Source organism: Variovorax stachyos (genome assembly GCF_051400855.1).
Taxonomy (GTDB): Bacteria; Pseudomonadota; Gammaproteobacteria; order Burkholderiales; family Burkholderiaceae_C; genus Variovorax.
This window is the reverse complement of the sequence record NZ_JBLFFN010000014.1, coordinates 15,128-33,002: the sequence shown is the minus strand read 5'-3', so window position 1 is coordinate 33,002 and position 17,875 is coordinate 15,128. Positions and strand designations below refer to the sequence as shown.

Here is a 17,875-nt window from a genome sequence, read left to right as displayed (position 1 = left end):
GCGTGGGCCGTGGCGATCCACCCACTCCGGGAGCTGCGACCCATGAAACCCGTCTCCGAACTGCTCAAGCGCCGCAACTCGGCCGTCTGGCGCATCGAGCCTGGCGCCACCATGTTCGACGCCCTGGAGGCGCTGGCACGCCACGAGGTCGGCGCGCTGATGGTGATGACGCACGACAAGCTGGTCGGCGTGATCTCCGAGCGCGACTACACGCGCAAGGTCGCGCTGCAGGGGCGCAACTCGAAGGAGGTGCTCGTGGCCGAGTTGATGACGGCCGACGTGATGACCGTGACGCCTTCCAGCCGCACGCGCGAGTGCATGACGTTGATGAGCCAGAAGCGCATTCGCCACCTGCCGGTGGTGGACGGCGAGCGTGTGGTCGGCATGATCTCCATCCGGGACCTGATGGACGACATCATCGCGGACCACGAAGAAACCATCGAGCAGCTGCGCAGCTATATCCAGAGCTGAGAAGGCCGTGGCATGCTGCGCTGCGATGGCGTCGAGTTCGGCGCAGGCGAAGTATTCACGACATGTCTCATCCGGATGACTGCGCGGCGAGCGAACTGGTCTGGCCCGCGCGCCAATATCTTTCCAGCTATGTTGCGGCGCTCGAGCGCGGCTGGTCGCCCAACAACCTGTGGCCTGCGGCCGGGTTCGAGGACCTGGCGCGGATCCGGGCCGACCCCGCGCGCTTTCTCGAAGGGATGGTCGACCGCGACGCCAAGGGGCCGCCTGTTGCCCTGCCGGACGGCACCGTCGTGCCCCGACTGCCCGGCTATCGCCGCTGGATCTGGGATGGCGAGTTCTGCGGCAGCATTTCCTTGCGCTGGCAGCGCGGCAGCAACACCCTGCCTGCGTACTGCCTGGGCCACATCGGCTACGCCGTGGTGCCGTGGAAAAGCGGCCGGGGCCACGCCACGCGGGCGCTCGGGCTGATGCTGCACGAGGCCCGCGCCGAAGGCCTCGCCTATGTCGAGATCACCACAAGTCCCGACAACCTGGCATCGCAGCGTGTGATCTGCGCCAACGGCGGGGTTCTCGTCGAGAAGTTCATCAAGATGCCTGAGCTGGGCGGCACGCCCGAGTGGCGGTACCGCATCGACCTCTGAGGGGTTTGCTGCGTGCGCCGCGCCCGCGGCTACTTGATCGCCGCGCCTCGCGCGGGCTGCTGAGTGAGCAGGAAGTTGCGGATGCGGCGGCAGGGCCACAGGCCGGTCCGGTCCAGCGACTGGGCCTGGTCCAGGGCGCTTTCCTTCTCGGCGGGGCTGGGCGATGAAGTCACCCGATCACGCGTGTGAGCGGGCGTTTCGGCGTTCGTCCGTTGGCACATGACAAGGCTCCTTCGCAGTGAAGAGCCCGCGGCGGGAACGATCCAGGCAGCTGCGGCCGTGCAATGCGCGGCTGCGCACCGATGGCTGCATGCATCAGCGACGGGAAGCGGACCGGAGAAGGAAGAAGCGCCTGCGGGTAACAGGCTTTGCGCTGCGGCGTATTCGGCGTGCAGCGCATGGGAGCTGCGCTACTGAGTTGCCGAAGATGCCGCAAACGACTGGGTTCGCGTCACATCACTGATTCGACTGGCACTGTCCACGCACGAGGCTCCGAAATGAAGATGCGAGATTGTTGCAAGGCAACATGGCAGGGTCAACCGAGAGTCCGCGTTTTCCTTGCGTGCTGTGTGCTTTATGCAACCGTCTTGCTGCGCGCCGAGCCCGCGACCATGTCGAAGCGGAACAGCCGGCACTCGATGGGGCCGTTCCACATCGGCACACGCCGGGACTCCTTGAGCCGCATCCGCCTGGGCAGTTGCAGGTCGGGCGTGAGCACCCAGGCGGTCCAGCCGGCGTAGTGCTTCTTCCAGTGGCTGGCGAGCTGCACGAAGAACTCGCCGCCGTCTTCGGTCTGGCCTTCTTCGCGACTGCTGCGGCTGCCGCGCCCGCCGCCTGCCACGCCGCCGACCTCGATGCGCTCGCCATAGGGCGGGTTGAGCACGATCACGCCAGCCTCGGCCGGCGGCATGCGCTGCAGCGCATCGCCGCCACGCAGCTGCACGGCACCGGCCACCCCCGCGCGCTCGGCATTGCGCTCGGCGAAGTCGACCATGCGGTGCGACACGTCGGAGCCGAAGATGGGGCCCGGCAGCGCCTCCTTCACCGCGGCCTGCGCCTCGGCCTTGAGGCCCTGCCACACATGCGCCTGGAAGGGCAGCAGCTTTTCGAAGCCGAAGCGCCGCCGGGCGCCGGGCGCGATGCCCAGCGCCAGCTGCGCGGCCTCGATCACGATGGTGCCGCTGCCGCAGCACGGGTCGTAGAGCGGCATCTGCGAGACCTCGCCGCGCTCGGGGTTCCACCAGCCGCTGGCGGCCAGCATGGCGGCGGCCAGGGTCTCCTTCAGCGGCGCGTCGCCCTTGTCCTGGCGCCAGCCGCGCTTGAAGAGCGGTTCGCCGGAGGTGTCGATGTACAGGGTGCAGTGTTCCGCGTCGAGGTGCGCGAAGACGCGCGCGTCGGGCCACTGGGTCTCGATGCTGGGCCGCACGCCGTTCGCCTTGGCGCGGAAGCGGTCGGCGATCGCATCCTTGATGCGCAGGGTGGCGAAGTTGAGGCTCTTGAGCGGACTGTGCTGCGCGGTGGTCTCGATCTTGAAGGTGTTCTTCGGCGTGAACCAGAGCTCCCAGGCGACGCTGCCGGCGATGTCGTACAGATCGTGCTCGCCGCGGTAGGGCGCATGGGCCAGCTCGATCAGCACGCGCTGCGCGAGCCGGCTGTGCAGGTTGAGCTTCAGGGCCTCGCGCCAGTCGGCGCGCACCCGCACACCGCCGCGCAGGACCAGGAGCTCGTCGCCGGCGCGGCCGGTCAGCGCGTGCACCTCCTGGGCCAGGAAGTCCTCCACGCCGGCGGCGCAGGGCAGGAAAAGGGAAAGATCGTTCATGTAAGCGGGATGCCGGCCAGTATCCCATGCGTCCCGTACCGCCTTTGCGCTATGGCCGGGCGCAACCCCGGTGGGAAAATCCCCGCGTTCGCATTGCCGCGTTGCAACAGGGGGCCGCCATGACCACCAGCGTGCTGATCGTCGAAGACACACCCGAGTTCATGCGCCGCTTCTCGGAGGCGGTGCTCGCCGACCCGGGCCTCGCCCTCGCGGGCGTGGTGGGCACCGGGCGCGCGGCGATCGCGATGCTCGACGCCCAGCCGCCCGACGTGATGCTGGTCGACCTGGGCCTGCCCGACATCGACGGCGTGGAGGTGATCCGCCACGCGGCGCGCTGCCATCCGCAGTGCGATGTGCTGGTGGTGACCATGTTCGGCGACGACCAGCACGTGGTGGCCTCGATCGAGGCCGGCGCCACCGGCTACCTGCTGAAGGATGCGGGCGCCGGGCACATCGCCGCCAGCATCCACGAGCTGCGCGCCGGCGGCTCGCCCATCAGCCCCAGCATCGCGCGGCGGGTGCTGGCGCGCTTCCGCATCGGCACCGCGCCGCCGCCCGCTGCCCAGCCGGCGCCCAGGGAGGCACCGCCTTCGCCGCTGACGGAGCGCGAGACCGAGATCCTGCGGCTGGCCGCCAAGGGCCTGAGCTTCGAGACCATCGGCGAGTTGACCGAGATCTCGCCGCACACGGTGGTGGCGCATGTGAAGAAGATCTACCGCAAGCTGGCCGTGCATTCGCGCGGCGAGGCGGTCTACGAAGCGAGCCAGATGGGGCTTCTGTGATGCCCGGCGCGCGCCGCCCGGGCGCGCGGACGGCCCGGCTGCTGCTGCTCCTCCTGGCCCTGGCCTGCCTCGCGAACGGCGCCGCGGCGGCGCTGCAGTCGCCGCGCCACGCCGTCGTGCTCTCGGCGCCGGCGGTGGAGCGCACGCCGCCACCGCCCGGCGCCGGCTGGCAGCCCGTGACCTTGCCCGACGACGCGGGCTATTCGCGCCCGGCGCTGGCGCGCTCGCCCGCCTGGTACCGCATCGGCTTCGACTACCCGGACGACCCCGCGCGACAGGTGCAATGGGCGGTCTATGTGCCCTACTTCTACGATGGCGGCCAGATCTGGCTCAACGGCAGCCTGATCGGCAGCGTGGCGGAGCGCAGCGCGGCCGTCCATGCGCGCACCTACCGGCCGCAGACGGCGCTGCTGCCCGCCCTGCTGCTGCGCCCCGGCTACAACGAGCTGGCGATCCGCGCCGCGCCTTCCAGGGACTATCCGCTGCGCTTCCCGCAGGTCAGCATCGGGCCGCAGGACGAGATCCAGCCGCTGCACGACCGGCGCCTGTTCTGGGTGCGCACGGTGCCCGAGCTCACGGTGCTGGTCTCGCTGCTGGTGGCCGGCTTCGTCGCCTTCATCTGGTGGCGCCGTCCGGGCGAGTCGCTCTACGGCCTGTTCGGGCTGGCGGCGGTGCTGTGGGCCATTCGAACCATGACCTTCCTGATCGACACCCTTCCCATCGGTGCATGGCAGTGGTGGCGCGTGCTCTACCAATGCGCCACCGGCGGCTTCGTGATCGTGATGGCGGTGTTCACGCTGCACTACGCGGGGATGAGCGGCGCCCGGCCGCCCGAAGCGGCTCGCACCGCAGCCGCAGGCGGAGGTACTCCCGTACGCAGAGCGTGGCTGGACCGGGGGCTGGTCGCCTACGGGCTGGTGGGGCCGCTGTGGTTCGCGCTCGGCGGCTTCGAGGCCGAGCAGGCCATCGCGCGCTGGTGGCTGGGCGGCATGGTGGGCGTGGGGCTGCTGATCATCGCGGTCGCCTTCGTCTATGCGCGGCGCCGCGGCACGCTGACGGCTGCCGCGCTCTCGGCCGTGATGGCCTTCGCGGTGCTGGTGGGCATCCACGACTACCTGCTGACCTGGGACCCGCGCCTGCTCGGGCGCTTCTTCCCGGAATGGACCGGCCACCGCATCCACCTCCTGCACTACGGCTCCAACACCCTGCTGGTGGCCATGGGCGCGCTGCTGACGGCGCGCTTCCTGCGCACCCTGAATTCGCTGGAGGAGCTCAACCGCACGCTGGAGACGCGGGTGGCCGACCGCGAGCGCGCGCTGGCCGACAACTACGCCCGCCTGGCCGCGCTGGAGCGCGAGCATGCCGCCGCGGAGGAGCGCCAGCTGATCATGCGCGACCTGCACGACGGCCTGGGCTCGCAGCTCTTCACCTCGCTGTCGCGGGTGGAGCGCGGCGACATGGACGAGGACCAGATCGCCGGCGCGCTGCGTGCCTGCATCGCCGACATGCGGCTGGCGCTGGACGCGCTGGCCTCCGGCGAGCACGACCTGGGCGCGGCCCTGGGCAACTTCAGGTTCCGCTGGGAGGCGCAGCTGATCGCGGCCGGCGTGCGCTCCGGCTGGGACATCGACCTGCCCGACAGCGGAGCCACGCTTTCGCCGCACGCCGCGCTGCAGCTGCTGCGCGTCGCGCAGGAGGCGCTGACCAATGTGCTCAAGCACGCCCGCGCCACGCGGGTGCAGGTGCGGCTGAGGCGCGCGGGCGAGATGCTGGAAATGGAGATCGAGGACAACGGCCGCGGCCTTGACCCCGAGCCCGGCCGGCAGGGCGGCCGTGGCCTGCACAACATGCGTTCACGCGCCGAGCGCCTGGGCGGCACGCTGGCGCTGCGCCCGGCGGCCAGCGGTGGCTGCTGCGTCGTGCTGCGCCTGCCGATGACAGTGCCCGCGGCAGCCGCGGCCTGAGCACCGACGGCGCGGTCCTCCCGCGAACGCGGGATGCCCGGGCGCGAATGCGGAATTTCTCAGAACGCGCCTTCTTTCTAGATTGGATGCATGCGCACGTCGCGCATCTCGATGAGCAAGGAAGGAACCGTCATGCAGCCGCATCCGCACCCGCACCCGCACACCGTCTTCGTCAACCGGCCGGCCCGCCTGCGGTCCCGGATGCCGCAACTGCTGTTCTCCGCGACGCTCGCGGTGGCGCTGCTGGGGGCAATGGTCCTGCTCGGCTCCTGGGAGGCGGGGGCAAGCCACGCCGACGCATCCACGGCCGCGCCGCTCATGGTCGCCGATCCCTGGAATTCCTCGGTCCCCGCCGCGAGCGAGGTGCTGCGCGGGGCCGAGCCGGTGCCGGATGAAGCGGTTGCCACCTTCTGAGCGTCCGTAGTCGAAGGGAGATCGCCATGAACACCATGGAAGACAAAGAGCAGCACGACGCACCGTGGCTGGTCGTGCCGCTCGTCCTGCTGCTGGTGCTGGGCCCGGGCCTGCTGCTGATCGCGCGCTGGAGCATCGGCTAGTGCGTAGGCCGAGCGCTTGCCTTCTTCATCGAGAAGCCGCGCGGGCATGGTGGGCCGTCAGCTGAACACGTCAGCCCGCGATTCCAGCAACCTTGTTCAGCCCGGAAATGTCGATCACGCGAATCTGCCCGTACTCGACGGCGATCAAGCCGACTTGCTGCAGGCGATGCAGTCCGCTGCTGACGACCTGACGCGACAGTCCACAGAGCTTTCCGAGTTCTTCCTGGGAAATGCGAACCTTCCGGCCTGCCGACGGATTGAGCAGCGGATCGAACAAGCTGGCGAGCCCGAAGGCAACCTGCGCGGAGGTATCGCCCATGCGGGCCCGCTCGACGACCGAAATGAACTGGCCGAGTCGAGCATTGAGTTGCGAGATGAGGAAGTGGTTGAACGAAAGGCTGGTGTCGTAAAGCCACATGAAAGTCCTGCGAGGCATGAAGGCAATCCGGCTTTCCTGCAATGCCACGACTTCGTAGGGTCGCAACTCGCTCTTGAGCACCGAACCCTCCCCGAGCCACCCGCCGCGAGACACCCCGATGAAGGTGGTGCTTCGCCCGTCCTCCTCCATGGTGTCGACCTTCACCATGCCGCTCACGACGCCGATCCAGTGGTCCGAGGGCTCGCCCTTGCGGATCACGATCGATCCTGCGGCGAACCGCCGCTCGTGCACGCTCTGCTCCACGGCGGCGAGGTCGGCCTCGGACAGCCCATGGGCCCAGCTGGCGTCCCGGAGTGCACTTGAGAGTTCGGCGCTTCCTTCGAATGGCATGGGGTCTGGAGGCATGCGGTTTGTACTCCAGTCATTCTCACTACGGCTTGCACCGGTGTAAACGCCAAGCGCCTCCGCTAGGGACTTCCCCTTGAAATGTTCGCGCGACAACAGTCAGCGCCGGTACACGTGGCTCCAATGCCGGGAGCAGTTCGTCACCGGTGAGCTGCGCAACGTCAAGAGGAGACACAGCATGAGACCGTTCCTGTCGCACTTGCGGGCATCGTTGGCACTCGCCTTCGCCGCGCTGCTTGCCGCCTGTGGCGGCGGATCGGGCAATGGCGGCGGCTTTTTTCCGCCTCCATCCGCTCCCGTCGCCGCCGCACCGACCGCCGTCAAGACGGTGTCGAATCGAGCCGACCTGATAAGTGACGGCGATGCACTTATCGAGATCGTCCTGCCGGAGGGGGCCAGCGCGACAGGCATCAAGGTCGATCTCAATGGCGGCACCGACGTCACGTCCCAGTTTGCTGTCCGTGCCGACGGGCGCATGCTCGGCGTGGTCTCCGGACTCAAGCCGGGCGCCAACACGGTTGCCGCAACGGGCGGCAACGGGAAGGGCGCGAAGCTCGTCATCACGAACCACGAGCGCGGGGGCCCGGTGTTCGCGGGGGTCCAGGTCAAGCCGTGGATCTGCGCGACAGCCGACGGCAGGGCGATCAACCTGGCCGTCGAAGGCACGAATCTCTCGGACAGCGTGACCACCCGGGTCAACGGGCTCGGGGCCGACCCGACCGATGACAAGTGCAACGCGCCCACCAAATTCTTCTACTACTACCAGCCGAAGGCAAAGCAGGGGACCGCGTGCACGTACACGACGACCGGCGCAGACCCGTGCTTCGTCGAGTACCAGCCCGCGGCCCGGCCGGCGGATGCCGACATCGCCGACTTCACCAACGACAGGGGCCAGGTCGCCAAGCGCCTGCTGCGGCTCGAACTCGGAACGATGGGACGCGGGATGTACAGCATCCTCGCCTATTTCGATCCCGCACAGCCGTGGGCACCCTGGTCCCCGCAGAAGGCCTGGAACGGAAAGCTTCATTGGAAGTTCGGCGCATCGGCGTCCGGCAATCGCTTTCAGCAGTCGCCCGGCACGTCCGTGTTCGACGCGAATGCGCTGGCCGCAGGCTTCATGGTTGCGAACGCTCAGCTCACCAACCACAACGACAACAACAACGAACTGCTCGCCGCCGAAAACATGATGATGGTCAAGGAGCACATCATCGATACCTACGGAGAAATCCGCTACACCATGTCCGACGGCGGCTCCGGCGGCTCGATGATGCAGACGGTGATCGCGTCGGTCATGCCTGGATTGCTGCAAGGGCTGCAGACGGGCGTGAGCTATCCGGACGCGGTGTCCACCTGGATCGAGACCCGTGACTGCGGGCTGCTGGGGCGCTACTACCAGACACCCAACGGAAGCGCGCTGGGCGACAGCGCGCGCGCCGCGATCAACGGCCATCCGACGACCTATTGCCAGACCTGGATCAACTCGTTCATCAACCCGCAGGATCCGACGCGACCGGCCAATTGCGGTCCGGGATTCCCGGCATCGCTGGTCTATGTGCCCGGCACGCGGCCGAACGGCGTCCGGTGCTCGATCCACGACATGATGATTGCGATCTTCGGTACCGTGACGGACATCGACGGCAGCGTGAAGCCGAGGCTTCCCTACGACAACACCGGTGTGCAGTACGGGCTGAAGGCGCTGCAGGACGGTGCCATATCGGCCGAGCAGTTCGTCCAGCTCAACGAGAGCGTCGGGGCCTACACGGCCGACATGGCCTGGACCGGGGGCGACCCCGCGGCGCCGACGATCCCGGCGCCGCGCTTCCGGGCAGTGCCCGATCTTCTGCCGCAGATCTACCGCAGCGGGCTGCACAGCAACGCAAGGAACCTCGCGAAGGTACCCATCATCGACCTGCGGCCCGAGCGAGGTGCGGACATCCACATGACATGGCGCAGCTACGAAGCCCGTGCGCGCCTGGATGCTGCCAACGGCCATCACGCCAACCATGTGATGCGCGGAAGCAATACCGTGACGGGCGCCGCCCTGACCGCCCAGTCCTTCAAGATGATGGATCGCTGGCTCTCGGCCATCGAAAACGACGCCGGCGACGCGCCGCTAGAGGCAAAGGTCATCAGCAACAAGCCTTCCGACGTCAAGGACGGGTGCTTCACGACGAGCGGCGTCACCGAAGCCGACCTGGCCGCCGAACTCGCGTTGACCGATCCGGCCTGTCCCTTGAAGCCGACCCTGTCGCCGCGGCGGGTCGCGGGCGGACCGACGGCTGAGGACATCTATCAATGCCAACTGAAGCCGCTGGTGCCGACCAGCCCCGACTACGCAGGCGTCGCATTCAGCGGGGCGCAACTCGCGCGCCTGGCGGCCGTGTTCCCGTTGGGCGTGTGCGACTGGTCGAAGCCGGGCGTCGGCCAGACCCCCGAATGGCAGTTCACCAACTTCAACGCCGGACCGAGCGGCGTGCCGATCGGTCCCGAGCCGGCTTCCGTGGCCTTCTGAGCGCTTTTCGGGTCAGGGCTTCCGGGGAGTCGCGAGGTCCGTAGCGGGGCGGGGCAGCGCGCCGGTGGCCTTATGCTCCGGCCATGCCCGCCGAGCCGCTGAATCCCCAGGCTGCAGTCGCCCACCGCGTTCCCGCCCGCCGCTACGGCCCGGTCGCGATGGCGCTGCACTGGCTGCTCGCGCTGATGATCGTCACCTCCTTCAGCGTCGGCGTCTACATGAGCGGCCTGCCCTTCTCGCCGCTGCGGCTCAAGCTCTTCAACTGGCACAAGTGGGCGGGCATCGCCATCCTGGGGCTCACGGCGCTGCGGCTGCTGTGGCGCCTGTCGCGCCCGCCGCCCCCGTTGCCGGCCTGCATCGCGAAAGCGATGCCCGGCTGGCAGCTGGTGGCGCACCGCGGCACGCACCTGCTGCTGTACCTGCTGTTCTTCGCGGTGCCGCTGGCCGGCTGGGCCTACAGCTCGGCGCTGGGCTTTCCGGTCGTCTGGCTGGGCCTGGTGCCGCTGCCGGACTTCGTGCCGGTGGACAAGGCCTTCGCCGAGGCGGTGCTGAAGCCCTTGCACCAGGGCAGCGCCTTCGCCCTGGGGGCCGTGGTGCTCCTGCACGCCGCGGCGGCGCTCAAGCATCACTTCGTCGACCGCGACGGCCTGCTGGACCGCATGTGGCCGTTCTCGCACCAGGGGCACGCCCGATGAGCCTTCTTCGCCCCGCGTGGCGCGTTCTGTGCGCGGCCGCGCTGATCCTTGCTTCGGCCGCCGCCATGGCCGGCACCGGGCCCATGGCCCAGCTCGTGCCCGGCCACAGCCAGATCGAGTTCGTCAGCAAGCAGATGGGCGTGCCGGTCGAGGGCCAGTTCCGCAAGTTCGATGCCCAGGTCGCCTTCGACCCGAAGCAGCCCGAGGGCGGCAGCGTGGCGCTGGAGATCGACATGGCGAGCGCCACGCTCGGCGTGCCGCAGAGCGACGCCGAGCTGCCCAAGGCGCCCTGGTTCGACACCGCGCGCTTTCCCAGGGCCAGCTTCCAGTCCAGCGCGATCAAGAGCCTGGGCGGCGGCCGGTTCGAGATCGCCGGCCGGCTGACCATCAAGGGCCGAACGCAGGAACTCGTGGTGCCGGTGACGATCACCCAGTCCGCGGACCGCTCGACCGCCGCCGGAAGCTTTACGATCCAGCGCCTCGCCTTCAAGGTGGGCGAGGGCGAATGGGCCGACACCGCGATGATCGGCGACGAAGTGCAGGTGCGCTTCAAGCTGGTCCTGACGGGCCTGCGTCCACTCTGACCTTGCCATGCACGCATCCACCGCCATGAAGATGATCAAGTCCGTTGCCGCCGCCGCGCTGCTGGCCGGCGCCGCCCTCGCCGCCGCGCAGACTGCGCCGGAAATGGCCGCGCTGCCCGCCGGCGGGCCGGTCAAGGGCGCGACCTACGTGGTCGACCCCACGCACACCTTCGTGATGTACGAGATGGGCCACTACGGCACCACCACCAACCGCGGACGCTTCAGCACCAAGGACGGCACGATCAAGATCGACGCCACGGGCAAGGGCGGCAAGATCGACATCACGATGGACATCGGCTCCATCAACACCGGCGTCGACCTGCTCAACCGTCATGTGCTGAGCAAGGATTTCTTCAACGTCGCCGAGTTTCCGGTCGCCCGCTTCGTGGCCGACAAGATCGACTTCAGCGGCGACAAGGTGACCGAGGTCGAGGGCTCGCTCACGATGATGGGCCAGACCCGGCCGGTGAAGCTCAAGGCCAACCGCTTCGGCTGCTACCTGAGCCCGCTGATCAAGCGGCAGGTCTGCGGCGGCGACTTCGAGACGACGGTGGAACGCAGCAGCTGGGGCATCAGCTGGGGCATTCCCTTCGGCTTCGAGGACAAGGTGCGGCTGCTGGTGCAGGTGGAGGCAGTGAACATCACGGGCGGGCCGAGCTGAGCCCGAGAAGACAGGCTGTTCGGAAGGCTTCACTCCGGCAGCTGGTCGCAGGTTGCGACCCCCTCGGCCTTCTCTACAACAAGCTCTCCGGCGCCAGCGGCGCCAGGATCTCGAGCATCACCCGGTCCCAGAGGGTGGAGTCGGGCTCGCTGGTCAGCACCTGCTCGACGCCGGCCTCCTCGCTGACCCATTCGATGCGCTCGGTGCCCGGTGCGAAGCGCACCTTGTAGGCACCCTGCTGCTTGAGCACCTCGATCAGCTTGAGCACCTGCTGCGCCATCTCGGGGCTGAAGATGATCAGCCCGATCTCGGTGTTGTGCACGTCGGAGCGCGGATCGAAGTTCATCGAGCCGACGAAGAGGGTGCGCCCGTCGATCACCGCCGACTTGGCATGCAGGCGCCCGATCTGCGTGCCGAAGAGGCCCAGGCGCACGCTGCGCCGGGTGCGCTGCGAGCTCAGCTCGTAGATTTCGACGCCGAGCTTGAGCATGTCCTCGCGGTAGCGCCGGTAGCCGGTGTGCACCACCGGCTCGTCGGTGGCGGCCAGCGAGTTGGTGACCACGCTGATCTTCATGCCGCGCCCGCGCACCTCGCGCATCGCGTCCAGCCCGCCCTTGCCGGGGATCAGGTAGGGCGAGACGATGGTCACGTCGGAGCGCCCGCGGCGGATCTGCTCGATGAAGTTGTAGCGCACGCTGTCGACATCCAGCAGCGGGATGCCGCCATAGGTCACCTGCTTGCCGATCACGCGCTCGGGCGAGTCGGCGTAGGCCTCCGCGCGGGTCCAGATCAGGTCCAGCCTGCCGGCCTTGATGTCCTCCATGATCGGGCTGTAGCCCAGCAGGTCGTTGGGTGCGGGCGGGCGCGGGGGCGGCGTGGTCTGCGGACCGCTCAGCGACTCGAAGCGGCGCTGGCGTTCCTCGCGCGGCACCGCGGATGCGACCACGGTCTCGATGGGGCGCACGTACTCGCTGTTCCAGTACTGGTCGAACAGGCTGGCCAGCCGCGGGATCAGCGCGCCCGCGACGAAGGTGTCGAGGTCGATGAAATTGGCGCCGGCCGTCTGGGTGAAGTATTCGTTGCCGATGTTGCGACCGCCGGCCACTGCCATCGCGCCGTCGGCGATGAAGAGCTTGTTGTGCATGCGCCGGTTGACGCGGCTGAAGTCGAGCAGCGAGGCCGAGAAGCGCCCGAGCATGCCGCCGCGCCTGGCGGGGAAGGGATTGAACAGGCGCAGCTCGACATTGGGCGTGGCGGCCAGGGCCAGCAGCAGTTCGTCCGCGCCCGAGGTGTAGAGGTCGTCCATCAGCAGGCGCACGCGCACGCCGCGCCGGGCGGCGTCGCGCAGCGTGCGCAGCAGGTAGCGGCCGGTCTCGTCGTCGTGGATCTGGTAGTACTGCACGTCCAGCGTGCGCTGGGCCCGGCGTGCCAGCTCGAGCCGGGTGTGGAGCGCGAAATCGCCGCTGGGCAGCAGGCGGAAGCCGCTCAGGTCGGCGTCGGGCTGCGAGCTTTTCGCGATGCGGCCCAGCGCGGTGTCGGGTGACAGCGGCACTGCCCTGGAAGGCGTGCGCTCGAACTCGGCAGGCAGCATCGCGCAGCCGCTGGCCAGGAAGAGCACCACCGCCAATGCCAAGCCCAGGCGCACCCACTGCGGCCAGCGGCTTGGGCGCGCACGCATCGCTACAAGGCCTTGCGCAGGTTGGCAGGCGCGATGCGCAGCGCCTCGCGGTACTTGGCCACCGTGCGGCGCGCGCACTCGATGCCCTGTTCCTTGAGCATCTCGGAAACCTGGCTGTCCGACAGCGGCTTCTTCGCATCCTCGGCGCTCACGAACTGCTTGATCAGTGCGCGCACCGCGGTGCTGGAGGCATTGCCGCCGGTTTCAGTGCCCAGCGCCGAGCCGAAGAAGTACTTGAGCTCGACCGTGCCGTAGGGCGTGGACATGTACTTGGCGGTGGTCACGCGGCTGATGGTGGATTCGTGCAGGCCCAGCTCGTCGGCGATCTCGCGCAGCACCAGCGGGCGCATGGCGAGCTCGCCGTGGACGAAGTAGTTCTTCTGCCGCTCCACGATCGCGTTCGACACGCGCAGGATGGTGTCGAAGCGCTGCTGGATGTTCTTGATGAACCAGCGCGCCTCCTGCAGCCGCTGCGACAGCGCCTGGCTGCCCTCGCCCTTGTGCGCCTTCAGCGCGCCGGCGTAGATGTCGTGCACGCGCAGCCGCGGCATCACCTCGGGGTTGAGCATGACGCGGAACCTGGCACTGGTGCCGTGGCCGATGCGCGTGACGATCACGTCGGGGATGACGATGTTGCGCTCGACGTTGGCGAATCGGCGCCCGGGCTTGGGCTCCAGCCGCGCGATCAGCTGCAGGGCGGCGCGCACCTCGTCCTCGTTGCTGCGGGTGAGCGTGGCCAGGCGCTTGAAGTCGCGCTTGGCGAGCAGCTCCATCGGCTGCTTGCAGACCGCGATGGCGGTCCTGCGCACCTGCTTCTCTTCCTCGGTGTGGTCCTCGTCCTGCCGTGCGCGCAGCTGGATGGTGAGGCACTCGGCCAGGCTGCGCGCACCGACGCCGAGCGGCTCCAGGCTCTGCAGCAGGCCGAGCGCGACCTGGAAGTGGTGCACCAGCTCGTCGAACTGGTCGTTGTCGTTGCCTGCCAGGCCGGAGGCCAGGGCCGGCAGCGAGTCCTCGAGGTAGCCGTCGTCGTTGAGCGACTCGATCAGGAAGCGCAGCGCGGCGCGGTCGTTCTCTTCCAGGCGCAGGCTCAGTGCCTGGCGATGCAGGAAGGACTGCAGCGACTCCTGGCTGCTGGCGAGCTCGGTCGCATCGGGGCGCTCGTCGCCGGTGCCGCTGTTGCGCGCGGGGGCGTCGCCACCCCATTCGCTGTCATCGGGCGCCAGGTCGATCGTTCCGTCGCCTTCCCAGTCGGGCTCGCCCTCAGGACCTTCGGTGGCTGCGGGCGTCTCGCTGTCGGCGGCCGCGGCGGGCGGGCTGTCGAGTGACGCCGCTGCCGGCCCGGCCACGAACTCGGCCTCGGCGTCGCCCTGGCGGTCGTCGTCACGCACCGGCGCGTCGGCCGATTCGAGCCCGAACTCCTCGCGCGGCGCCTCTTCGGTTGCGCGCTCGAGGAAAGGGTTCTCGTCGAGCATCTGCTCGACCTCCTGACTCAACTCGAGCGTCGACAGCTGCAGCAGCCGGATCGACTGCTGGAGTTGCGGCGTCAGCGCGAGATGCTGCGAGACGCGCAGCGAGAGCCCTTGCTTCATCTCTACATCCGGAAATGCTCGCCGAGGTAGACGCGCCGGACCTCGGCGTTGTCGACGATCTCCGAGGGCGTGCCTTGTGCCAGCACATGCCCGTCACTGATGATGAATGCGTGATCGCAGATGCCCAGCGTCTCTCGCACGTTGTGGTCGGTGATGAGCACGCCGATGCCGCGCTCCTTCAGGAAGTTGATGATCCGCTGGATCTCGATCACCGCGATCGGGTCGATGCCGGCGAAGGGCTCGTCCAGCAGGATGAAGCGCGGCTGGGTGGCCAGCGCGCGCGCGATCTCGACACGCCGCCGCTCGCCGCCCGACAGCGCCAGCGCGGGGGAATCGCGCAGGTGGTCCACGCGCAGGTCGTGCAGCAGCTCGCTCAGGCGCTCCTCGATGCGCTGCTTCGACAGCGGCAGCGGCCGTCCGTCGCCGTTCGGCTCGCGCTGCAGTTCGAGCACCGCGCGCACGTTTTCCTCGACCGTCAGCTTGCGGAAGATCGAGGCCTCCTGCGGCAGGTAGCTCAGGCCCATGCGCGAGCGGCGGTGGATCGGCATGTGCGCGATCGGCACGCCGTCGATGCTGATCTCGCCCGCATCCGCCCGCACCAGGCCGACGATCATGTAGAAGGAGGTGGTCTTGCCGGCGCCGTTGGGGCCCAGCAGGCCGACCACCTCGCCCTTGTCGACGCCCAGCGAGACGTCCTTGACCACCTTGCGGCTGCCGTAGGTCTTCTGCAGGCCGCGCGCCTCGAGGCGGCTGCCAGTCGTCGTGTCGCTGGAGCCGCTGGCCATGCCCGGGTCCGCCCTCACTTGCGCTCTTCCCCGCCGAGCGTGGTGGTCGAGCGCAGGCCGCTGCCGCTCGCCGGTGCCGCGGCAGGCGCCGCGGCCGGGCGGGCGCCGGGCGCCGGCGCCGAAGCGGCCGGCTTGGGTGTGAGGATGGCGCGTACGCGCCCGCCCTGCGTCGCGACGCCCGCGTTGGGCGGCAGCGGGGAGCCGTTGACGGTGAAGGTGTCGTTGCTCTGGTCGTAGACGATCAGGGGTCCGCTGCTCTCGTCGTTGACGGTGGCGCCGTAGAGGCGGCGCATCACGGCGCGGCGGATGAATTTCACGTTGTCGGCACGGCTGTCGTATTCGATGACCTCCGACTCGCCCTCGATCCACTCGTCGGTGCCGGCATCGCGCTTCTGCTTGTAGTAGGCCAGCTTGCCCGGCGCCGCCGTGACCACGCCGTATTGGTAGCCCTCGGGGTCCTGCCGCACGTCGATGCGCGCGCCGCGGATGATGATCGTGCCCTTGGTCACCACCACGTTGCCGGTGAACACGCTGGTCTGCTTGAGATCGTCATAGCGCATCGCATCGGCCTCGATGTTCATCGGCTTGGTGCGGTCGGCCTTCTCGGCCTGCGCCAGGGGAACGAGCCCGGCCAGCATCAAGGCGAATACGAAAGCACGACAGAAGTGATTGGGGCGGGGGGGAATTGCGAACGAAGTCATAAAGGCACGAAACTTGCTGGGGATTGTATGCGTCCTCAGGGGCCGGACTTCGAGCACCCGGATGAAAAATGGCCCACCCGCTCCATCACTTCGCGTGGCCGCGCCCCCAAGGGGGCGTTTTCATCTTGGGGCGGCCCGGCAATGAAAAGCCCGCCAAAGCGGGCTTCCTGCCGGGGAGCAGCCTCAGGCGCTCTTGCGCGCTTCGCCGACCAGGAAGTCGGTGACCTGCAAGGCGCGCTCCATGCTCTTTGCGAGGTCGCCGTCCACATACCAGCGCCCCGCGATGCCGATGGAGGGCACGCCGGCCACCTGGTAGGCCTCCTGCAGCTGCTTGGCGCGCTGGATCTTGCTCGCCACGCTGAAGGACTTGTACTGCTCGGTGAACTTGTCCTTGTCGAGGCCATTGGCGGCGGCCCAGTCGATGATCTGCTGCTCGCCCGAGAGGTTCTGCCGCTGCTGGTGGATGGCGGCGAAGACCTTGCGCTGGTATTCGTCGACCTTGCCCATGGCCTCGAGCGCGTAGTAGAGCTTCTGCTGCGGCTGGAAGCTGGCCTGGAAGGCGACCGGCACGCGCTTGAAGGCCACGTGCGGCGGCAGCTTCCTGATCCAGCTCTCGAGCGTGGGCTCGAAGGCGTTGCAGTGCGGGCAGTTGTACCAGAAGAACTCGATCACCTCGACCTTGCCGGCCGGCGCATCGACCGGCACGCGCTTGTCGAGCACTGCGTAGTCGGTGCCCGCCTTGGGCGCGAGCGTCTGCGCGTGCGCCTGCGGGGGGGTGATCAGAGGAAGCAGCCCCAGCGAGGTGGCGGCCAGCGAAAAGTCACGGCGTTTCATGTGTAAGGTTCTCCAGTGCGGCTGACAGAGCCCGCCATGGCGCCGGGAGTTCCCCGGGACGGCGCGGGCATGAAAAGACGAAGGCTCAGCGCTGCACGCGCACCAGGGCCGATTCGAGGCCGCCGCCGTCGAGTCGTTCCTTGAGCCGGTCGGCATCTTCCTTCTTGTTGAAAGGCCCCGCACGCACCCGGTAGACGGTGCGGCCGGCCTGCTCGCGCTCGGTGACGCGTGCCTCCACGCCCATCAGCGAGAGCCTGGCGCGCTGCGTCTCGGCGTCCTCGGGGGTGCGGAAGGCGCCGGCCTGCACGAAGTACATGAACGGGTCGCTGCTGCTGGGCGGGGCGGCGGCCGTGGTGGTGCCGGCGCCGGCGCCCGAACGGGAGCGCGCGAGATCGCCGATCGGGTCGTTCGACGGAGGCACTGCGTTGGCTTCGGCCGGCACGGGCGGACGCGCCGCGCGTTGTTGCTGTTGTTGTTGCTGCTGCTGAGCGGCGGGCGGCACCACCACCGGGGCCGGCGCGGTCTGCGGCATGCCCGGCGCGGCGGCAGAAGGCGGTGGCACCGCGGGCGGGGCCGGCGGCTCTGGCGGACGCACGGCGCCGGCCTTGCCGGCCAGCGGGGCGTTCGGGTTCCAGTCGCGGTTCTTGCGCGCCTCGGCCTCGTCCTGCTCGGGGCCGCCGCGCTGGGTCTTGGTCATGAAGGGGATGGGCACCTTGGTCACGTAGACCGCAATGCCCAGTGCCACGCCGAGGCCCAGCACCAGCCCGATGATCAGGCCGATGACGATGTTGCCGCGTTGTCGTCTTTGAGTCATGGTG

18 protein-coding genes are annotated in these 17,875 nt (G+C 68.7%); 9 read left to right on the top strand and 9 right to left on the bottom strand.

Annotated elements, in window-relative coordinates; genetic code table 11:
* Window positions 1-42: 42 nt before the first annotated feature.
* Both ACMGEZ_RS21905 and ACMGEZ_RS21900 read left to right on the top strand, forming a co-directional pair.
* Window positions 43-471, top strand: a complete 429-nt coding sequence (locus ACMGEZ_RS21905; protein ID WP_436824384.1) for a CBS domain-containing protein — start codon at window positions 43-45, stop codon at window positions 469-471.
* Window positions 472-533: 62 nt separating this feature from the next.
* Window positions 534-1,112: a GNAT family N-acetyltransferase gene (locus tag ACMGEZ_RS21900; protein ID WP_436824383.1), complete on the top strand. Its 579-nt coding sequence runs from the start codon at window positions 534-536 to the stop codon at window positions 1,110-1,112.
* A 29-nt stretch (window positions 1,113-1,141) separates the two neighbouring features.
* On the opposite strand, the gene ACMGEZ_RS21895 is transcribed toward ACMGEZ_RS21900, so the two are convergent.
* Both ACMGEZ_RS21895 and ACMGEZ_RS21890 read right to left on the bottom strand, forming a co-directional pair.
* Complete coding sequence (locus ACMGEZ_RS21895; RefSeq protein WP_436824382.1) at window positions 1,142-1,333, bottom strand: hypothetical protein; 192 nt, start codon at window positions 1,331-1,333, stop codon at window positions 1,142-1,144.
* A 353-nt stretch (window positions 1,334-1,686) separates the two neighbouring features.
* Window positions 1,687-2,931 carry a THUMP domain-containing class I SAM-dependent RNA methyltransferase gene (locus ACMGEZ_RS21890; protein ID WP_436824381.1) on the bottom strand — a complete coding sequence of 415 codons (1,245 nt, stop codon included), beginning with the start codon at window positions 2,929-2,931 and terminating at the stop codon, window positions 1,687-1,689.
* 119 nt (window positions 2,932-3,050) lie between these two features.
* On the opposite strand from ACMGEZ_RS21890, the gene ACMGEZ_RS21885 reads away from it, so the two are divergent.
* The 3 genes from ACMGEZ_RS21885 to ACMGEZ_RS21875 all read left to right on the top strand — a co-directional run bounded on the left by ACMGEZ_RS21885 (window position 3,051) and on the right by ACMGEZ_RS21875 (window position 6,091).
* Window positions 3,051-3,713 (top strand): response regulator, encoded by a 663-nt coding sequence (locus tag ACMGEZ_RS21885; RefSeq protein WP_436824380.1) that lies wholly within the window; start codon window positions 3,051-3,053, stop codon window positions 3,711-3,713.
* Entirely contained in the window at window positions 3,713-5,677 is a 1,965-nt protein-coding gene (locus ACMGEZ_RS21880) for a sensor histidine kinase (RefSeq protein WP_436824379.1), read from the top strand. The genes ACMGEZ_RS21885 and ACMGEZ_RS21880 overlap by 1 nt, the downstream gene beginning before the upstream one ends.
* Window positions 5,678-5,767: 90 nt before the next feature.
* Window positions 5,768-6,091 (top strand): hypothetical protein, encoded by a 324-nt coding sequence (locus ACMGEZ_RS21875; RefSeq protein ID WP_436824378.1) that lies wholly within the window; start codon window positions 5,768-5,770, stop codon window positions 6,089-6,091.
* Between the two features lie 213 nt (window positions 6,092-6,304).
* Here ACMGEZ_RS21875 and ACMGEZ_RS21870 read toward each other — a convergent pair whose 3' ends face one another.
* Window positions 6,305-7,003, bottom strand: coding sequence for a Crp/Fnr family transcriptional regulator (locus ACMGEZ_RS21870; protein ID WP_436824377.1), 699 nt, complete (start codon window positions 7,001-7,003; stop codon window positions 6,305-6,307).
* A 193-nt stretch (window positions 7,004-7,196) separates the two neighbouring features.
* Between ACMGEZ_RS21870 and ACMGEZ_RS21865 the strand changes: the two genes are divergently transcribed.
* The 4 genes from ACMGEZ_RS21865 to ACMGEZ_RS21850 all read left to right on the top strand — a co-directional run bounded on the left by ACMGEZ_RS21865 (window position 7,197) and on the right by ACMGEZ_RS21850 (window position 11,470).
* Entirely contained in the window at window positions 7,197-9,530 is a 2,334-nt protein-coding gene (locus ACMGEZ_RS21865) for a DUF6351 family protein (RefSeq protein WP_436824376.1), read from the top strand.
* Window positions 9,531-9,613: 83 nt separating this feature from the next.
* Complete coding sequence (locus ACMGEZ_RS21860; RefSeq protein WP_436824375.1) at window positions 9,614-10,225, top strand: cytochrome b; 612 nt, start codon at window positions 9,614-9,616, stop codon at window positions 10,223-10,225.
* A complete protein-coding gene (locus tag ACMGEZ_RS21855; RefSeq protein ID WP_436824374.1) occupies window positions 10,222-10,809 on the top strand; it encodes a YceI family protein in 588 nt (195 codons plus the stop codon). The genes ACMGEZ_RS21860 and ACMGEZ_RS21855 overlap by 4 nt, the downstream gene beginning before the upstream one ends.
* A 7-nt stretch (window positions 10,810-10,816) precedes the next feature.
* A complete protein-coding gene (locus ACMGEZ_RS21850) occupies window positions 10,817-11,470 on the top strand; it encodes a YceI family protein (RefSeq protein WP_436824373.1) in 654 nt (217 codons plus the stop codon).
* A gap of 73 nt (window positions 11,471-11,543) precedes the next feature.
* Here the strand turns inward: ACMGEZ_RS21850 and ACMGEZ_RS21845 are convergent, their stop codons facing one another.
* The 6 genes from ACMGEZ_RS21845 to ACMGEZ_RS21820 form a co-directional block, all read right to left on the bottom strand.
* Window positions 11,544-13,148 (bottom strand): phospholipase D family protein, encoded by a 1,605-nt coding sequence (locus ACMGEZ_RS21845; RefSeq protein ID WP_436824372.1) that lies wholly within the window; start codon window positions 13,146-13,148, stop codon window positions 11,544-11,546.
* 2 nt (window positions 13,149-13,150) lie between these two features.
* Window positions 13,151-14,737, bottom strand: a complete 1,587-nt coding sequence (locus ACMGEZ_RS21840; protein WP_436824371.1) for an RNA polymerase factor sigma-54 — start codon at window positions 14,735-14,737, stop codon at window positions 13,151-13,153.
* A 2-nt stretch (window positions 14,738-14,739) separates the two neighbouring features.
* On the bottom strand, window positions 14,740-15,522 hold the full coding sequence (lptB, locus tag ACMGEZ_RS21835; protein ID WP_436824370.1) for an LPS export ABC transporter ATP-binding protein: 783 nt from the start codon (window positions 15,520-15,522) through the stop codon (window positions 14,740-14,742).
* Window positions 15,523-15,536: 14 nt separating this feature from the next.
* Complete coding sequence (lptA, locus tag ACMGEZ_RS21830; protein WP_436824369.1) at window positions 15,537-16,223, bottom strand: lipopolysaccharide transport periplasmic protein LptA; 687 nt, start codon at window positions 16,221-16,223, stop codon at window positions 15,537-15,539.
* Window positions 16,224-16,406: 183 nt separating this feature from the next.
* The gene (locus ACMGEZ_RS21825) at window positions 16,407-17,057 is read right to left on the bottom strand and encodes a thiol:disulfide interchange protein DsbA/DsbL (protein ID WP_436824368.1); all 651 of its coding nucleotides are present in this window, start codon (window positions 17,055-17,057) and stop codon (window positions 16,407-16,409) included.
* A gap of 85 nt (window positions 17,058-17,142) precedes the next feature.
* Window positions 17,143-17,871 carry an SPOR domain-containing protein gene (locus ACMGEZ_RS21820; RefSeq protein ID WP_436824367.1) on the bottom strand — a complete coding sequence of 243 codons (729 nt, stop codon included), beginning with the start codon at window positions 17,869-17,871 and terminating at the stop codon, window positions 17,143-17,145.
* Window positions 17,872-17,875: the final 4 nt, after the last annotated feature.

Coding starts and splice junctions, on each gene's coding strand:
- ACMGEZ_RS21905 (WP_436824384.1), top strand. CDS start 43: ATGAAACCCGTCTCCGAACTGCTCAAGCGCCGCAACTCGGCCGTCTGG.
- ACMGEZ_RS21900 (WP_436824383.1), top strand. CDS start 534: ATGTCTCATCCGGATGACTGCGCGGCGAGCGAACTGGTCTGGCCCGCG.
- ACMGEZ_RS21895 (WP_436824382.1), bottom strand. CDS start 1,333: ATGTGCCAACGGACGAACGCCGAAACGCCCGCTCACACGCGTGATCGG.
- ACMGEZ_RS21890 (WP_436824381.1), bottom strand. CDS start 2,931: ATGAACGATCTTTCCCTTTTCCTGCCCTGCGCCGCCGGCGTGGAGGAC.
- ACMGEZ_RS21885 (WP_436824380.1), top strand. CDS start 3,051: ATGACCACCAGCGTGCTGATCGTCGAAGACACACCCGAGTTCATGCGC.
- ACMGEZ_RS21880 (WP_436824379.1), top strand. CDS start 3,713: ATGCCCGGCGCGCGCCGCCCGGGCGCGCGGACGGCCCGGCTGCTGCTG.
- ACMGEZ_RS21875 (WP_436824378.1), top strand. CDS start 5,768: ATGCGCACGTCGCGCATCTCGATGAGCAAGGAAGGAACCGTCATGCAG.
- ACMGEZ_RS21870 (WP_436824377.1), bottom strand. CDS start 7,003: ATGCCATTCGAAGGAAGCGCCGAACTCTCAAGTGCACTCCGGGACGCC.
- ACMGEZ_RS21865 (WP_436824376.1), top strand. CDS start 7,197: ATGAGACCGTTCCTGTCGCACTTGCGGGCATCGTTGGCACTCGCCTTC.
- ACMGEZ_RS21860 (WP_436824375.1), top strand. CDS start 9,614: ATGCCCGCCGAGCCGCTGAATCCCCAGGCTGCAGTCGCCCACCGCGTT.
- ACMGEZ_RS21855 (WP_436824374.1), top strand. CDS start 10,222: ATGAGCCTTCTTCGCCCCGCGTGGCGCGTTCTGTGCGCGGCCGCGCTG.
- ACMGEZ_RS21850 (WP_436824373.1), top strand. CDS start 10,817: ATGCACGCATCCACCGCCATGAAGATGATCAAGTCCGTTGCCGCCGCC.
- ACMGEZ_RS21845 (WP_436824372.1), bottom strand. CDS start 13,148: ATGCGTGCGCGCCCAAGCCGCTGGCCGCAGTGGGTGCGCCTGGGCTTG.
- ACMGEZ_RS21840 (WP_436824371.1), bottom strand. CDS start 14,737: ATGAAGCAAGGGCTCTCGCTGCGCGTCTCGCAGCATCTCGCGCTGACG.
- lptB (WP_436824370.1), bottom strand. CDS start 15,522: ATGGCCAGCGGCTCCAGCGACACGACGACTGGCAGCCGCCTCGAGGCG.
- lptA (WP_436824369.1), bottom strand. CDS start 16,223: ATGACTTCGTTCGCAATTCCCCCCCGCCCCAATCACTTCTGTCGTGCT.
- ACMGEZ_RS21825 (WP_436824368.1), bottom strand. CDS start 17,057: ATGAAACGCCGTGACTTTTCGCTGGCCGCCACCTCGCTGGGGCTGCTT.
- ACMGEZ_RS21820 (WP_436824367.1), bottom strand. CDS start 17,871: ATGACTCAAAGACGACAACGCGGCAACATCGTCATCGGCCTGATCATC.